General features: G+C 73.7%; 11 protein-coding genes and 1 pseudogene. 6 read left to right on the top strand and 6 right to left on the bottom strand.

Annotated features, from left to right (window positions below; all coding sequences use genetic code 11):
- Positions 1-203: 203 nt before the first annotated feature.
- Positions 204-885 (bottom strand): annotated as a pseudogene (yczE, locus tag BJY16_RS16665) (membrane protein YczE).
- A 58-nt stretch (positions 886-943) separates the two neighbouring features.
- Between yczE and yczR the strand changes: the two are divergent.
- A complete protein-coding gene (yczR, locus tag BJY16_RS16670; protein WP_185040335.1) occupies positions 944-2,398 on the top strand; it encodes a MocR-like transcription factor YczR in 1,455 nt (484 codons plus the stop codon).
- 290 nt (positions 2,399-2,688) lie between these two features.
- Here yczR and BJY16_RS16675 read toward each other — a convergent pair whose 3' ends face one another.
- The gene (locus BJY16_RS16675; protein WP_185040336.1) at positions 2,689-4,512 is read right to left on the bottom strand and encodes an AMP-dependent synthetase/ligase; all 1,824 of its coding nucleotides are present in this window, start codon (positions 4,510-4,512) and stop codon (positions 2,689-2,691) included.
- 124 nt (positions 4,513-4,636) lie between these two features.
- Between BJY16_RS16675 and BJY16_RS16680 the strand changes: the two genes are divergently transcribed.
- On the top strand, positions 4,637-5,491 hold the full coding sequence (locus tag BJY16_RS16680) for a carbohydrate kinase family protein (protein ID WP_185040337.1): 855 nt from the start codon (positions 4,637-4,639) through the stop codon (positions 5,489-5,491).
- A gap of 181 nt (positions 5,492-5,672) precedes the next feature.
- A complete protein-coding gene (pdxR, locus tag BJY16_RS16685; protein ID WP_185040338.1) occupies positions 5,673-7,025 on the top strand; it encodes a MocR-like pyridoxine biosynthesis transcription factor PdxR in 1,353 nt (450 codons plus the stop codon).
- On the opposite strand, the gene BJY16_RS16690 is transcribed toward pdxR, so the two are convergent.
- Entirely contained in the window at positions 6,921-8,213 is a 1,293-nt protein-coding gene (locus tag BJY16_RS16690; protein ID WP_185040339.1) for an APC family permease, read from the bottom strand. The genes pdxR and BJY16_RS16690 overlap by 105 nt on opposite strands.
- 69 nt (positions 8,214-8,282) lie before the next feature.
- A complete protein-coding gene (locus BJY16_RS16695; protein WP_185040340.1) occupies positions 8,283-8,909 on the bottom strand; it encodes a TIGR03085 family metal-binding protein in 627 nt (208 codons plus the stop codon).
- Positions 8,910-9,032: 123 nt separating this feature from the next.
- Between BJY16_RS16695 and BJY16_RS16700 the strand changes: the two genes are divergently transcribed.
- The gene (locus tag BJY16_RS16700; protein WP_185040341.1) at positions 9,033-10,805 is read left to right on the top strand and encodes an ABC transporter ATP-binding protein; all 1,773 of its coding nucleotides are present in this window, start codon (positions 9,033-9,035) and stop codon (positions 10,803-10,805) included.
- Between the two features lie 73 nt (positions 10,806-10,878).
- Positions 10,879-12,642 (top strand): ABC transporter ATP-binding protein, encoded by a 1,764-nt coding sequence (locus tag BJY16_RS16705; RefSeq protein WP_185040342.1) that lies wholly within the window; start codon positions 10,879-10,881, stop codon positions 12,640-12,642.
- A 256-nt stretch (positions 12,643-12,898) separates the two neighbouring features.
- Here the strand turns inward: BJY16_RS16705 and rpsD are convergent, their stop codons facing one another.
- Positions 12,899-13,507 (bottom strand): 30S ribosomal protein S4, encoded by a 609-nt coding sequence (rpsD, locus tag BJY16_RS16710; protein WP_185040343.1) that lies wholly within the window; start codon positions 13,505-13,507, stop codon positions 12,899-12,901.
- A 70-nt stretch (positions 13,508-13,577) separates the two neighbouring features.
- Here rpsD and BJY16_RS16715 point away from each other — a divergent pair, with 70 nt between their 5' ends.
- Positions 13,578-14,303, top strand: coding sequence for a DUF2470 domain-containing protein (locus tag BJY16_RS16715; protein ID WP_185040344.1), 726 nt, complete (start codon positions 13,578-13,580; stop codon positions 14,301-14,303).
- Positions 14,304-14,446: 143 nt separating this feature from the next.
- Here BJY16_RS16715 and BJY16_RS16720 read toward each other — a convergent pair whose 3' ends face one another.
- Positions 14,447-16,396, bottom strand: a complete 1,950-nt coding sequence (locus BJY16_RS16720; RefSeq protein ID WP_185040345.1) for a hypothetical protein — start codon at positions 16,394-16,396, stop codon at positions 14,447-14,449.
- Positions 16,397-16,400 lie beyond the last annotated feature (4 nt).

The following is a 16,400-nucleotide window of genomic DNA, read 5'->3' on the forward strand; positions in this document are numbered from 1 at the left end:
CGTGCGCGCCCCGCCCACGCGCCGCAAGCGGCGCCGCCCCGCCCCGCCCCGCCGCGCCGCGCCGGAGCCAGCCGGGCCCGTGAATGGTGATCGAGGCCCCGATGCGCGGCTGGTGCGGCAAGGACAGAGGGAGCAGGCGACGCTGCGGGGCAGGAATGAGTGGGTGGCGCGGCCGGGCGGGGCAGCGGTGGAGAACGGCTCGCTCAAGCGTGGGCCGGAGAGTGGCTCGGGGGCTGGGCGTGAGCCGGGGTGGGGTGGCGCTCAGGTGGCGGCGAGCTGGTCGGGGTGCGGGGCGCGGACGGGCTCCGGGACCGTGAGACGGGGCAGGAACAGGTGCACGAGCGGGCCGATGGCCAGCGCGTAGGCGATCGTCCCGACGCCGACCGTGCCGCCCAGCAGGAACCCCGCGCCGAGGACGGTCAGCTCGATGCCGGTCCGGATCACCCGCAGCGACACCTTGGGGAAGCGCCGGGCCAGCCCGGTCATCAGACCGTCCCGGGGGCCGGGGCCCATCCGGCTGCCGATGTAGAGGCCGGTCGCGAACCCGTTCAGCAGGATGCCGGCGGCCAGCAGGCCGACCCGGGCCGGGATCGTCGAGCCGGCCGGCAGCAGGGCCAGCGCGGCGTCCGCGGCGAAGCCGACGATCAGCAGATTGGCCACCGTCCCGACGCCCGGCCGCTGCCGCAGCGGGATCCAGAGCAGCAGCACCGGCACGCCGGTCAGCAGCACGACCCAGCCGAAACTGATCCCGGTCACCTCGGACACGCCCTGGTGGAAGACGTCCCACGGGTTGAGCCCGAGCCCCGACTCGATCATCAGCGCCATGCTGACGCCGTAGAGAACCAGACCGAGGAGGAGTTGGGTGACGCGGCGAACCAGGCTCATGCTGCCACTCTCGATGCCAATTCGACGGTGTTAAAGTGCCAATCCTCGGGAGGTGGCTATGACAACGTCGGTGCGTGGGGACCAATTGGCCCGTTTGCTGGGCCGGTGGCACTCTTTGCCGGGCCGGCACCGGAGCCCGGACTACGCGGCGCTGGCCGCCTCGGTGCGCGGCCTGCTCTCCGACGGGCGGCTCGCGCTGGGGGTGCGGCTGCCCGCCGAGCGGGAGCTGGCCGAGGCGCTCGCGGTGAGCCGGACCACGGTCTCCGCGGCCTACCGGGCGCTGCGCGAGACCGGCCACCTGACCAGCCGACGCGGCGCCGGCAGCTGGACCACGTTGCCGAACGGGCACCGGGTGGCCACCTCCGGCCTGTGGACCGCGAACGACGACCTCGACATGATCGACATGGGGGTGGCCGCCTCGGCCGCCCCGGTCGAGCTGGTGCCGGCCGCCCGGGCCGCCGCCGACGACCTGCCGCGCTACCTGGGCAGCGCCGGCTACCACCCGACCGGGCTGGCCGAGCTGCGCGCCGCGGTCGCGGACAGCTACACGGCCCGTGGGGTGCCCACCTCGGCCGAGCAGATCCTGATCACCAGCGGCACCCAGCAGGCGCTCGACCTGGTGCTCCGGCTCTCCGTGCCGGCCGGCGCGCCGGTCCTGGTGGAGACCCCGACCTATCCGAACGCGCTGGCCGCGCTCTCCGCCCGGCGCGCCCGGATCAGCACGCACGGGCTGGACACCGCGACCGGCTGGGACGGCGAAATGCTGCTCGGCGCGCTCCGGCAGACCCGGCCGCGGCTGGCTTACGTGATCCCTGAGTTCCACAACCCGACCGGCCACCTGATGCCGGCCGAGCTGCGCGAGCGGATGGTGGCCGCGGCGCACGCCGGCGGGACCGACCTGGTGGTCGACGAGTCGTTCGTGGACCTGCCGCTGGACGATCCGGCGATGCCGCCGCCGGTCGCGATGTTCGACCGGCACTCCCGGGTGATGTCGATCGGCGGGATGAGCAAGCCGTACTGGGGCGGGCTGCGGATCGGCTGGGTGCGCGCGTCGGCCCCGATGGTGCAGCGGCTGGCCGCGATCCGGGTCGGCGTGGACATGGCCAGCCCGGTGCTGGAGCAGCTGGTCGCGGTGCACCTGCTCGGGCAGGCGGCGACGATCGTCGAGGCGCGCCGGGCGCAGCTGCGGTTCCGGCGGGACGCGCTGGTCACCGCGTTGCGCGAGCAGTTGCCGGAGTGGCGGTTCTTCGTGCCGGGCGGCGGCGTGACGCTCTGGGTGGAGATGGACGGCCCGATCTCCAGCGCGCTGTCCCGGGCCGCCGAGGACGTCGGGGTGCGCCTCGCCCCGGGCCCGCGCTTCGGCCTGGACGGCACCTTGGAGCGGTTCCTCCGCCTGCCGTTCACGCTGGCCGCGGACGACCTGGTCGAAGCGGTCCGCCGGATCGCCTCGGTCCGCCACGACCTGGACCGCACCGCCCGTCCCACCTGGCGCACCCCCGCCGTGATCGCTTAGCCGCCGGTCGCGGCCCGCGATCGGCTCACGGTTCGCTCTCCCGAGTTTCCGGTACGCCGGTGAGCACCCGCCGTCATCAGGACGCTGTTTTCCGCGACCACCCGCGGACGCCGCCCTGGAGGGCCGGGCGTTCTGGACGCGCCAGCGGCCAGCCCGGCCCGGAAGGGTCCCTGGCGGGAGCGACGATCAGTGATCAGCGCGGTCCGAGTCAGCCATCTTTTGATCGTGAAAAAGGGCGAAGCGGAAGAAGGCCGCCTTCCCGGGGGAGAGCGGCCTTCGACAGGAACCCGTCAGATCTGCGCGAGACTGCCCTTGTACATCTCGTCGATCTGGGCGGCGAAGTTCGCCTCGACGCTGCGGCGCTTGATCTTCATGGACGGGGTCACCTCGCCCGCCTCGATGCTCAGGTCGCGCGGCAGGATGCTGAACTTCTTGATCGTCTCCCACCGGTTGAGCTTGCCGTTCAGCTCCGCGAGGTAGCCCTCGACCAGGGCGTGCGCCTCCGGTGAGGCGACGATCTCGGCATAGCTCTTGCCGGCCAGCGGACCGCCGGCGGCCCACGCCACGATCGCCTCCTCGTCCAGCGCGATCAGCATGGTGACGAAGTTGCGGGACTGGCCGATAACGATCGCCTGCGAGGTGTAGGGGCACACCGCCTTGAACGCGCCCTCGATCGCGCTCGGCGCGATGAACTTGCCGCCGGACGTCTTGACCAGGTCCTTCTTGCGGTCGGTGATCTTCAGGAAGCCCTCGGCGTCGAGCTCGCCGATGTCGCCGGTGCGCAGGAAGCCGTCCTCGGTGAACGCTTCCTTGGTGGCCTCCGGCAGGTTGTGGTAGCCGCGCATCACCGGGGCGCCGCGCAGCAGCACCTCGCCGTCGGTGTCGAGGCGGACCTCCAGGTCGCCGATCGCCTCGCCGACCGTGCCGATCTTGAGACGGCCGCGGCGGTTCACGAAGTTCGCCGCGGAGGCCTCGGTCATGCCGTAGCCCTCCAGGATCGGCAGGTTGGCCGCGGCGAAGAACTCGGCGATGTCCCGGCTGAGCGCGGCCGAACCGCTGACCAGCACCCGCAGGTTGCCGCCCAGCTTGGCCTGCAGCTTGCTGAAGACCAGTTTCTCGGCGATCGCGTACTGCGCCTTGAGGCCGGCCGGGACCGGCTGGCCGGCCTGCTCCAGCGCGACCTTCTTCTTGCCGGTGGCGACTGCCCAGGAGAAGATCTTCGGCTTCAGGCCGGAGCCGGCCAGGCCGCTGGTGACGGTCTTGTTGTAGACCTTCTCGAAGATCCGGGGCGGAGCGCACATCAGCGTCGGCCGGATCACCGCGAGCTTGTCGATCAGCTTGTCCACCCGGCCGTCGACGTAGGTCGGGACGCCGACGTGCAGGATGCCGCAGAGCAGCGTCTTGCCGAACGCGTGCGACATCGGCAGCCAGAGGTAGTGCAGGTCCTGCGGGGAGAACAGGCCCAGGTCGTTCTGCGCGACGCCCTCCCAGGTCCAGCCGCGGTGCAGCAGCTCGACGCCCTTGGGCCGGCCGGTGGTGCCGGAGGTGTAGATCAGGGTGGCGATGTGCTCCGGCGTCAGCTGGGCGATCACCTCGTCGATCATGCCGGGCTCGCGGCGCAGCGCGGCCGCGCCGAGCTCCTCCAGCTCGGTCAGGGTGATCTGCGGCGGGGTGGCGCCGGCGTCGGCCGGGCCCTCGATCAGCACCACCTTGGTCAGGCTGGTCTCCGCGCCGGCGAGCTTCATCGCCTGCTTCGGGTTCTCCGCGATCAGCACCTTCGACCCGGAGTCGGAGACGATGAACGCGGTGTCCTCCGGCTCGGTGGTCGGGTAGACCGTGGTGGCCGCCGCGCCGGCCACGTTGATGCCGAGGTCGGCGAGGATCCACTCGAGCCGGGTGCTGGACAGGATCGCGACCCGGTCCTCCAGCCCGACGCCGAGCTCGCGCAGACCGGCCGCGATGGCCTTGGTGCGCTCGCCGACCTGTCGCCAGGTCAGCCAGTCCATCCCGGTGTCGTCCGCGGTCGGACCGGCGAACGCCTGTGCGTCCGGGGTCTTCGCCACGCGCTGGAAGAGCATGTCCGGGATCGACCGGTAGGGAACCTCGAGAGCCATCAGGCGCCGCCTTAAACCTGAACAGGGGGACGTAACGTCGTTGTTACCGCACAGTAATGCGGTGGAGGTGACACGGCTAGAGTGCCCTGGCAACTAGCGCAATGCTAGTCGTTACCGTGACGCCATGACGTTTCTGGTGATCGGCGGGACCGGGATCGACACGGTGGTACCGGTGGCGGACCTTCCGGTGCTCGGCGCCGACTCGGCGCGGCCGCGCGGGCCGATCGAGGACCACGTCTCGCACACCGGCACGTGCGTCGCCCTCGGGCTGCGCGCGCTCGGTGAGCGGGTGCGGGTGATCGACACGGTGGGTGACGACGATCCGGGGCGGCGGGTGACCGCGGCCTTCCGGGACTGGGACATCCCGCTGGTGGCGGCGCCGGCGCCGGCCGGGACCCGGCGGGCGGTCAACCTGATGAGCCCGGACGGGCGGCGGCTCTCCCTTTACGACGGGCGGGACGTCCCGGACTACCGGCTGCCGGAGCGGTACTACCAGCCGCTGCCGGCCGGGGTCCGGCACGTGCACGTGACGATCATGGACTGGGCCCGGCACCTGCTGCCCGGGTTGCGGGCGGCCGGGGTGACGATCTCCACCGACCTGCACGACTGGGACGGGGCGAACCCGTACCACCTGGACTTCGCGAAGCAGGCCGACCTGGTCTTCGTCAGCGGGGTGCAGCTGGCCGGCCGGGTGCCGGCCGACCGGGTGGTGGTCACCCACGGCGCCGGCGGGGCGGACCTGATCACCCCGGCCGGGGTGACCCACGTGGACGCGGCCGACCCGGGCGCGCCGATCGTGGACACCAACGGGGCCGGGGACGCGTTCGCCGCCGCCTTCCTGGCCGCCTGGACGGCGGGGAAGAGCGACGGCGACTGCCTGGCGGACGGGGCGATCGCCGGAGCGTTCGCCTGCACCCGGCCGGTCGGGGCGGACTCCTTCATCACCCGGGACGAGCTCGTCAGGCGGCGCCACCGCTGAGCAGCGACACGCCTGGGCCGGTCAGCACCGCGACCGCGGCCAGCGCCATCAGCACGGCCGCGAACACGCCACGTCGGATCCTCATGCCAATTCCTCCGGTTCGAAGTGGACGAAGCTGAACTGAGGGTAAGCGGCCGGATACGCGTGCCGGGTATATCGGATTGTCTATACCGTCTAGCCCGTGGATCTGGTCATCGACGGGCACACCACCGCGGCGGTGTACAAGGCGCTGCGCGCGGCCATCGCGGAGGGGCGGCTGCCGGCCGGGCACCGCTTGCCGGCCAGCCGGGCGCTCGCCGCCGACCTGGGCGTCTCCCGGGGCAGCGTGGCCGGCGCGTACGAGCGGCTGGTCGCCGAGGGGCACCTGACCGCACGGGTCGGCGCCGGCACCTTCGTGGCCGCGGCGCGGACGCCGCGCCAGCCGCCGCGGTCGGTCCCGGACCCGCTCCGGCCGCGCGCCGGGTGGTCCTTCGAGCCGCTGCCGACCAGCGGCACCGAGGACCCGCCGCGGTACGACTTCCGGGTCGGCATCCCGGACGCGTCGCTGTTCCCGTTCGACACCTGGCGCCGGATGGTCGGCGCGGAGCTGCGGCTGCGCGCCAACGGGCCGGGGACCTACCCCGATCCGTACGGCCACCCGGCCCTGCGCGCCGCGATCGCCCGCTACCTCGGCTACGCCCGGGCGGTCCGGGCCACCGCCGACGACGTGCTCGTCACCAACGGCGCCCAGCACGCGTTCGACCTGATCGGCCGGGTGCTGCTGCGGCCCGGCGACGTGGTGGCGATGGAGGATCCGGGCTATCCGCCGGCCCGGGACCTGTTCACCTCGCTGGGCGCCCGGGTGGTCGGCGTGCCGGTGGACGCGGACGGGCTGGTGGTGGACGCGCTGCCGGCGCAGGCCCGGCTCGTCTACGTGACGCCGTCGCACCAGTTCCCGCTGGGCGCGGTGCTCAGCCTGGACCGCCGGCAGCAGCTGCTGGACTGGGCGCGGCGGCGGCAGAGCGCGATCGTCGAGGACGACTACGACAGCGAGTTCCGGTTCGGCAGCCGCCCGCTGGAGCCGTTGCGGGCGATGGACCGGTACGGGCGGGTGCTCTACGTCGGGACGTTCGCCAAGAGCATGCTGCCGACCATCCGGACCGGGTTCGTGCTGACCCCGCCGGGGCTGCGGCCGGCGCTGGCCGCGGCCCGGCAGCTGGGGGACGGGCACGGGCAGGTGGCGATGCAGGCGGCGCTGGCCCGGTTCATCGACGAGGGGCAGCTGGCCCGGCACGTGCGGCGGGCTCGGCGGGAGTACGCGGCCCGGCACGCCCGTATCGTCGCGACATTAAGCAAATTTCGGCAATTGACGGTCCTGCCGTCGGCGGCCGGCCTGCACGTCACCGCCCTGTTCTCTTCTGATGTGCCGGAGAACTCGGAGACGGAGAACCTACTCCAGTACGGCGGCGACCGCCCCGGCCTGGTCCTCGGTTTCGGCGCCGTCGACCCGCTGCTGATCGACGAGGGCCTGGCCGACCTCGCGGCGCGGCTGTAGCACCTGGTAGATCAGCGCCCCGCCGGCGAACACCAGGCTGAGCAGCGCCGGCCACCCGTTCAGCCAGAGCAGCCCGCACACCGCCACGAACGCCACCCCGGCCACCACCCGCGACCACCCACGCGGCAGCAACCGCAGCGCCGCCGCCGTGCCCAGCACGTAGACCAGCGTGAAGCACCCGGTCACCAGCAGCGCCGAGGTGCGCAGCGCGATCGGCAGCAGCGCGCACCCGACGCTGGTGACGAAGAGGAAGCTGAGGGAGCGGCGCCGGCCCCCGAACACCCGGGCCGGCAGCGCGCCGTCCCGGGCCAGCGCCACCCCGAGCCGGCTCGCCCCGGCGTAGTACGCGTTCACCGCGCCCAGCGTCAGCACCACCGCGATCACCGCGGTCAGCGCCCGGACCGGCCCGCCGAGCCCGATCGCGAGCAGGTCGGCGAGCGGCGCCCGGCTGCCGGCCAGCGCCGGGCCGAGGGCGAGCACGCTGACCGCGGCCACCGCCAGGTAGAGCACGCCGACCACGGCGACCGCGACGAGCGTGGCCCGGGGCACGTCCCGGCGCGGGTTCCGGTACTCCGCGGAGAGCGAGGAGAGTGCCTCCCAGCCGGCGAACCCCCAGACCAGGATGGCCGCGGCGGCGCCGATCCCGGACCAGCCGTGCGGCGCGAACGGGGTCAGGTTGCCGAGGTCCAGGTGCGGCAGCGCGGCCAGCACGGTGATCACCAGCAGGGTGGCCAGGGTGCCGGTGAGCACCAGCTGGACCCGGCCGGAGATGCGCAGGCCGTACCAGTTCATCGCGTACCCGGTGCCGACCACGCCGAGGAAGGTGAGGAACTCGGTCACCTTGCCGCCGCCGGTGGCGTCGGCCACATAGCCGCCGGTGAACGCCGCGGCGACCGGCGCGCCGAGCGGGACCGCGAAGTAGAAGCACCAGCCGACCGCGGCCGCGGCCCGCCGGCCGAAGGCCATCCCGGCGTACGTCGCCACCCCGCCGCCGTCCGGGAACCGCGCGCCGAGCGCGGCGAACGTCCAGGCCAGCGGCGCGGAGAGGAGGATCAGGGCGAGCCAGGCGACGAGCGCGGCCGGGCCGGCGGCCTCGGCGGCCAGCGCCGGCATGGAGATCAGTCCGGTGCCCAGGACGGCGCCGATGGAGAGCGCGGCGCCCTGGGCGACCGAGAGTCGTGCGGTCATGCTCTCAACCTAGATCGGGATTGGCCCCTCCCTCTGGGCCAATCCGCCCCCGATTGACCGAGCCAATCCCTAGAAGCCGAGCTTCGCCCCGCGGAGCCGGTCGGCCACCGCCGGGTCACCGTCGATCCGCACCCGGGCGACCCGCTGCCGGCCGGAGAAGAAGAGCGCCAGCTCACCGGCGTCGCCGGCGATCCGGACCTGCGGATGGTCCCCGGTGCGCAGCGGCGGGAAGCCGTCCGCGGCCACCTCGGCCGGCACACCCAGCCGGCGCAGCGCGACCCGGCAGGTGAGCTTGACGCTGCGCCAGAGTGCGGCCTGCTGCCCGGCCTCCAGCGGGCGCGGCTCCCACTGCGGCCCGGCCCGGCGCACGTCCTCGTGGTGGATGAAGAACTCCATGGTGTTGGCCAGCCCGTCGGTCAGCGGGTTGCTGACCGGGCTCCAGACCGGCGGCTGGCGCACCTCGCCGATCAGCTCCGGGTAGGCCTGCGCGGCCTTGGCCAGCCGGATCCGCTCGCCGTAGGCGGCCAGGGCGGGGATCAGGATGCCGGCCGAGGCGTCCGGCCGGCGGTCCCGGACCACCAGGTGGGCGGCCAGGTCCCGGGTGGTCCATCCGGTGCAGAGGGTCGGCGCGTCCGGTCCTTCGCGCAGCAGCAGGTCGGCGAGCAGCTGGCGCTCCCGGCGGGCGTACTCGTTCATCGGCCGATGGTATGTGTAATCGTGGCCACAACGTAAACAGTGTGGTTGGCGCCGCCGGGTTCGGCAGGATGGGATCGGTAAGGCCGGATCCGCCGGTCAATACTTACCAGTCAGGTAGGGATTTTGAGCAGCAGAACCAGCCGTGACGTGCTGGGACGGGGTCTGCGGGTGCTCGGCCACGCGATCCGCACGGAGCCACGACTCTTCACCATCGGCACCATCGGCAGCAGCCTGTTCGGGCTGCTGATCATCGCGAACTCCTACGTCGTCGGCTGGGTGATCGGCCACATCGTGGTGCCGGCCTTCGCCACCCACGAGGTCGGCACCGGCGAGCTGGCCCTGGTCGCGGCGATCTTCCTGGGCATCAGCGGGCTCCGGGTGGCCAGCATCTTCGGCCGCCGCCTCGGCGCCGGCTACATGCAGTTCCGGCTGCAGGCGCGCTACCGCAGCGCGGTCACCCGGCGCTACCTGGCGCTGCCGCCGGCCTGGCACCAGCGGCACGCCACCGGCACCCTGCTCTCCAACGCCAACTCGGACGTCGAGGCCACCTGGGTGCCGATCGCCCCGCTGCCGTTCGCGGTCGGCACCATCGTGATGCTGATCGCCGCGCTGATCTCGCTGTTCGCCACCGACTGGGTGCTCGGGCTGGTCGGCGCCACCCTGTTCCCCTCGCTGTTCCTGCTCAACCTGGTCTATTCGCGGCGGATGTCGCCGCGGCAGATCCGCGCCCAGCGGACCCGGGCCAAGGTGAGCGCGGTCGCGCACGAGAGCTTCGACGGCGCCCTGGTGGTCAAGACGATGGGCCGAGAGGCCGACGAGTCGCGCCGGTTCGCGGTCTTCGTCGACGAGCTGCGCGACTCGCTGATCGCGGTGGGCCGGCTGCGCGGCCTGTTCGACCCGCTGATGGACATGCTGCCCAGCCTCGGCACCCTGGCCGTGCTGCTGCTCGGCGCCTGGCGCCTGGAGACCGGCGCGATCGGGGTGGCCGACCTGGTCAGCGTCGCGTTCCTGTTCACCGTGCTGGCCTTCCCGGTGCGCGCGATCGGCTGGGTGGTCGCCGAGCTGCCGCGCAGCGTGGCCGGCTGGGACCGGGTGCAGGCGGTGCTCGGCGCCGAGGGCGATCTCGCCTACGGCGAGGGTGCGCTGCCCGGTTCCGGCCCGGCCGAGTTGCGGTTCGATCGAGTGACCTTCCGGTACGCGGACGGCCCCGCCGTGCTGCACGACGTCAGCTTCACCGTCCCGGCCGGCCGCACGGTCGCGCTGGTCGGCGCGACCGGCTCGGGCAAGTCGACGATCGCCTCGCTCGCCGTCCGGCTGGTCGACCCGGAGTCCGGCACGGTCGGCGTGGACGGGGTGAAACTGCCCGACCTGGCGCTCGCCGCGCTGGCCGGGTCGGCCGCGCTGGTCCCGCAGATCCCGTTCGTCTTCGACGACACGGTCCGCGGCAACATCGCCCTGGACCGGCCGGGCATCGACGACGACGCGGTCCGGGCGGCGCTCGCGCTGGCCCAGGCCGACCGGTTCGTCGACGGGCTGCCGGCCGGGCTGGACACCGCGGTCGGCGAGCGCGGCACCTCGCTCTCCGGCGGGCAGCGGCAGCGGCTCACCCTGGCCCGGGCGCTGGCCGGCCGGCCTCGGCTGCTGGTGCTCGACGACGCCACCAGCGCGGTCGACCCGCGGGTGGAGGCGGCCATACTGGGCGCCCTGCGCGGCTCCGACGCCGGCGCGTCGATCCTGGTGGTGGCCTACCGTCGGGCCACCATCGCGCTCGCCGACGAGGTGGTCTACCTGGAGCGCGGGCGGGTGGCGGCGACCGGCACGCACGCCGAGCTGATGGCCACCCAGGACGGTTACCGGGAGCTGGTCACGGCGTACGAGAAGGCGGAGCACCAGTGAGCGAGCTCGCGAGCGAACCAGCAGGCTCAGTCGTCACCTCGGGCCGACGCCGGAGCGAAGCGGAGGTGGCGGCATGAGCAGCGACGGAACTCTGGCCACGATCAGGCGCGGCCTCGCCCTGTCGCCCGAGCTGCGGATCGGCCTGGGCGGCACGATCGCGCTGGCGGTGCTGCAGATGGCCGGCCGGGTGGCGGTGCCGATCGCCGTGCAGCAGGGCATCGACCACGGGATCCGCGCGGCCGGCGGCCCGGACCTCGGGGTGATCTGGCGGATCGTGGCGTTCACCGTCTGCGCGCTGGTGATCTCCACGCTCTGCGGTTACCTGATGACCCGCCGCCTCTTCACGGTCAGCGAGACCGCGCTGGGCGGGCTCCGGTCGCGTACCTTCCGGCACATCCACGATCTGTCCATGCTGCACCAGCAGTCCGAGCGGCGCGGTTCGATGGTGTCCCGGGTGACCAGCGACGTCGATCAGATCTCCCAGTTCCTGCAGACCGGCGGGGTGCAGCTGCTGCTCGCCTCCGGCCAGCTGCTGGTCTCGGCCATCGTGATGTTCGTCTACTCGTGGCAGCTGGCCCTCGTCGTGCTGCTCGCCTTCGGCCCCGCGGTCGGGGTGATCCGGCTCTTCCAGAAACGGCTGCAGGCGGTCTACCGGGCGGTCCGGGAGCGGACCGGGGTGATGCTCGGCGCGGTCGCGGAGAGCGTGGTCGGCGCCACCGTGATCCGGTCCTACGGGGTGGCCGGCCGCACCCAGGAGCGGCTCGACTCGTCGATCCAGAGTCTCCGGGTGGCCCAGCAGCGGGCCCTGCGCACCAGCGTGACCAGCTTCTCCAGCGGCGAGATCGGGGCCGGCCTGGCGCTCGCCGGGGTGGTCGTGGTGGGTGTCCGGCTGGGCGTCGACGGCGAGCTGACGGTCGGCCAGCTGACCGCGTTCCTGTTCCTGGTGACGCTCTTCATCCAGCCGGTGCAGATCGCCACCGACATGCTGAACGAGGCGCAGAACGCGGTGGCCGGCTGGCGCCGGATCCTGGACGTCCTCGACGTCGAGCCGGACGTGGCCGACCCGGACGACCGGGGGGTGCCGCTGCCCGCCGGGCCGCTCTCGGTGCGCTTCGCCGACGTGTCGTTCCGCTACCCGGGCGGACCGGTCGTACTGTCAGATGTCGATCTTGAATTGGCCGCGCGGCGGAAGTATGCCGTGGTGGGCGAGACCGGCAGCGGCAAGACCACGTTCGCCAAGCTGCTCACCCGCCTGATGGACCCGGCCGAGGGCGAGGTGCTGCTCTCCGGGACGCCGCTGACCTCGGTGCGGTTCTCCTCGCTGCGGTCCCGGGTGGTGATGGTGCCGCAGGACGGGTTCCTGTTCGACGCCACCGTCGCGGAGAACATCCGGTTCGCCGAGCCGTCGCTCACCGACGAGCAGCTCCGGGCCGCCTTCACCGAGCTGGGGCTGGCCGACTGGCTGGCCGGGCTGCCGGACGGCCTGGCCACCGCGGTCGGCGAGCGCGGCGAGGCGCTCAGCGTGGGGGAGCGGCAGCTGGTCGCGCTGGTCCGGGCCTATGTGGCCGATCCCGACCTGCTGGTGCTCGACGAGGCGACCAGCGCGGTCGACCCGGCCACCGAGGTGCGCCTGCAGCACGCGCTGGACCTGGTCACCCGCGGCCGCACCACGGTCGCCATCGCGCACAGGCTGTCCACCGCCCAGGCCGCCGACGAGGTGATCGTGGTGGACGCCGGCCGCGTCGTCCAGCGCGGCCCGCACGCCCGGCTGGTGGCCGAGGAAGGCTCGATCTACGCGAAGCTCTACGCCAGCTGGCTGGAGCAGACCCGGAGCTGACGTCGTGGCCGGCTCCCGGGGGTGCCTCAGCGCTCTGAGGCACCCCCGAGGTCGCCGGCAATTGATGGTGCGGTGGCGGTGGCCCGTTGTCCACACTGGCGCACCGTCCACAGGCTCACCGCGTGCGATCGCGTTGACGCGCGACACTGTCTTGGGGCGGCCCCCCTGGGTGGGCGGGGACTGGGAAGTGGCCGGATCGACCCGCTCCCCGTCGCCACAGACCAGCAGGGCCAGCCCAAGGAGCCGCCCGTGAGCCTTACCGGGCGTAGTACTCGACGACAAGCTGCTCGTCGCAGAGCACCGGCACCTCGGCGCGCTGCGGCACCCGGATGACCGTGGTCCGCAGCTCCTCCAGGACGGTGGACAGGTAGGGCGCGGTCGGGCCGTCCAGGTGCGCACCGGTCGCCGCGATCTGGAACGGCGGCTTCTGCCGGCTCGACTCCCGCACCTCGATGACCTGGCCCGGCTTCAGCTTGTAGCCCGGCCGGTCCACCTTCTTGCCGTCCACCGTGAAGTGGCCGTGCACGACCAGCTGCCGGGCCTGGTAGATGGTCCGGGCCAGCCCGGCCCGGAACACGGTCGCGTCCAGCCGGCGCTCCAGCAGGGTGACCATGTTCTCGCCGGTCTTGCCCTCGGCTTGGTGCGCGGCGTCGTACGCGGCCCGCATCTGGACCTCGCTGATGTTGTACTGGTGCCGCAGCCGCTGCTTCTCCAGCAGCCGGACCTGGTAGTCCGAGCTCTTGCGCCGGCCCCGGCCGTGCACGCCGGGCGGGAAGGGGCGCCGCTCGAAGTACTTCACGCACTTGCGGGTCAGCGGGATGCCGAGCGCCCGGGAGAGCTTCGCTTTGGGGCGAGAGTTGTTCAACGCGGATCTCCTGTTACGGTTAGCCTTGCCTAACTTAGGTAAGCCTAACCGGTGCCCGGAGGTGCTCGTCATGCAACCCAGTCCCGCCGAGATCGCGCGAACCCTCGCCGCCGGTCACCTGCCCGCCGTCGCCCACATCGCGTGTCACCCGGGGCCGCTGCCGATCCGCCACGTGACCGACGCGCAGGGCCGTCCGCTGCTGCTCGTGCCCTCGGAGAGCGCGCTGTCCACGGCGCTGCGCCCGCAGCCCGGCAATGACGACGCGGCCCTGGTCCTGGACATCCGGGACGTGCCGCCGATGGCCACGTCCCCGTCGATCGGCCGGGTCTGGGTGTCCGGCTGGGCGGCCCGGCTCACCGGCGACGAGGCCCGCGCGGCCGCGCTGGACTACGCCGACACCGACGCCTGCGGCGACCTGCTGGACGTCGGCGGCAGCCAGACGCTCTACCGGATGGACGTGGCCGAGGTCCGCTTCGAGCGTGCCGAGCACCTGGTCGAGATCGACCCGGACGACTACGCCGAGGCGACCCCGGACCCGCTGCGCGCCGTCGAGTTCGACCTGATCGCCGACCTGGCCGACCACCACATGGGCGAGATGGGGGACTATGTCCGCCGCCAGCTCGGCCCGGCCGCCCTGCCCGGCGACGAGCCCAGGGTGGTCCGGATGGACCGCTACGGCTTCGTGGTCCGGATGGGCGCCCGCAGCGCCCGCCTGGCCTTCCCGCGCCCGGTGACCGACCGCCACGACCTGGCCCACCTGCTGCACCCGATCCTCTGCCGCCGCTGCGCGGTGTAGCGCCACCAGCTCGGGATCCCGTCCTGCCGCCACCGCCGGGATCCCGTTCACCCCGCCCGCCGGTGCCGCGGCGCGGCGGGGTAGCACGGAAAGGCGGGCGGCCCCGTGCCGGGGGCCGCCCGCCTTTCTCACATACTGGTCAGTTACAGGGAGAGAATCCGGTCCAGGAACTCCCGGTATCCCCGCATCGCCATCCGCATGCTCTCGGTGTCCGGCGTGCCGGTGCCGCGCAGCGGGTCGAGGTCGTCGCGCTCCGCCAGCAGCACCTCGGTCAGCTCGTTCACCGCGTCGGTGAGCAGGTCGTGCGCCCGGGTCAGCGCGTTCACCGGGTCGTCGACGAACTCCGCCTTCACCTCGTGCCAGGCGGCCCGGAAGTGCCGGGCGGCGTCCTCGTCCCAGATGGTGGCCCGGATGACCGTCTCCTCCTCGCCGGCCGGACCGGACTCGGCGGCGGCCTCGTCCTCCTCGGCCGGGGCCGAGCGGCGACCGGCGCGGCGGACCGGCTCGGCGTCCTCCAGGCTGGCCGAGCGGCGGGCGGCCGGGCGCGGCTCCTCGTCCGGCAGGTCGGCCGGGCCGCGGTGGCCGGCGCCGACCGAGACCCCGGTCAGACCGGACTCCGGGTACGGCTGGAAGTCCAGCGGCGGCGGCGTCACCGAACCGGGCTGCGGCGCGACCGGACCGGCCGGGGTGACCGAGGCGACCCCGAACGCGTCACCGGACCGGCCCAGGCTGTACCCGGTGGTGGCCGGCGAGCCGAAGGCGAACCCGGTGTCCGGCGCCGGCGGCAGGTCGGCCGGGGTGCGGGAGGCCGGGATCTGCGGCGGCAGCGCCGGGAAGGTCAGGTCGGGCATCGGCACCGAGGCGGAACCGGTGGCCGGGGCCGGCGGGGCCGGGGAGACCGGCGCGGCGGACGCGGCCGGGTCGGCCGGCGCCTCGGCGGTGTGGTCCGGCTGGCCGGAGACCGGCTCCAGGGTGCCGGCCGGGTGGTCCGGGGTGAAGTCGGTGGGCAGGTACGGCGCGGGCGCGTAGCCGGGCGACACCGGGGCGCCGGAGACCGGACCGGCCGGGCCGCCGGACGTGGGCGGCGGCACCGGGACCGAGGCCCAGCCGGCCGCGACCCGGCCCTCCGCCGGGCTCGCCTCGGCCGCCTCGCCGGACGCCGCCTCGCCGAGCGGGCTGTCCGTCGCCGGCGCCTCGTCCGGGCCCGGCGCGTCGCCGGCCTGTGCGTAGCCGGGGGCTCCTGCCCGTCCGTTCATGTCCTCACGTCCGTTCTCGTCGCGTGGTCCCGCCTCGTCGGCGGCGTCCTGCCCGGCCTCCGGCGACGCGTCGGCCACCGGCTCGTCCGCCGGCGGCGCGCCGGTGGACTCCTCGTCGGCCGATGGCTCGGCGACTTGAGCATCGCCGGGCTCGGCGACCTCGGTCCCCTCCGCGGCCGATGACTCCGCCTCGGCGGGACGCCCGTTGACGCCCGCGGGCGCGTCCGGTTGCCGGCCGCCGAAGAGGAAGCGCCCGGTGCCGCCGAGCCGGAATCCCCCGAAAGAGGTCTCCCGTCCCGGTGTTTCGGCCTCGGGCCCCTGGGACTCTACGTCCTGGCCAGGCTCGGGCTCGTGGTCCGAAGGGGCCGAGTGATCAGGATCGCCGTGCCGGGACCGGGCCGACGGGATGCCGCCGCGGTCGCCCCGGCCCGGGCCGGGGCCCCGGCCGGCCGCCCGGTTCAGCCCGAACGGATCGCTGCCCGGCAGGTCACCCGGGTTGCCGTGGAAGCCGTTGGCCTCCGCCGGGCCGTGCGGCCCGCGGGCCGACGCGACCGGGGCCGACCCGGCCGCCCCGCGCGGGCCGAACGGCAGCGAGGACCCGGTCAGCAGGTCGGTGGGAAGCGGTGGGAGCCCGGCTTCCAGCGGGTTCGCCGCGCGGCGCGAGCCGAGCGACACCATCTCCGGCTCCGGCTCCGCCACCCGCTCGGGGTCCTCGGCGGGTGGCAGGTAGGCGGAGGGCAGGTAGGTCGACTCGGCATCCGCATCCGGACGAACCTGCCAGAATCGGGCGAGCCCGGGTGTGGGCCGGTTGTTGTCGGGGCTGGAGGTCGACTCCATCGGT

It is taken from the genome of Actinoplanes octamycinicus, from assembly GCF_014205225.1.
GTDB classification, from domain to species: domain Bacteria; phylum Actinomycetota; class Actinomycetes; order Mycobacteriales; family Micromonosporaceae; genus Actinoplanes; species Actinoplanes octamycinicus.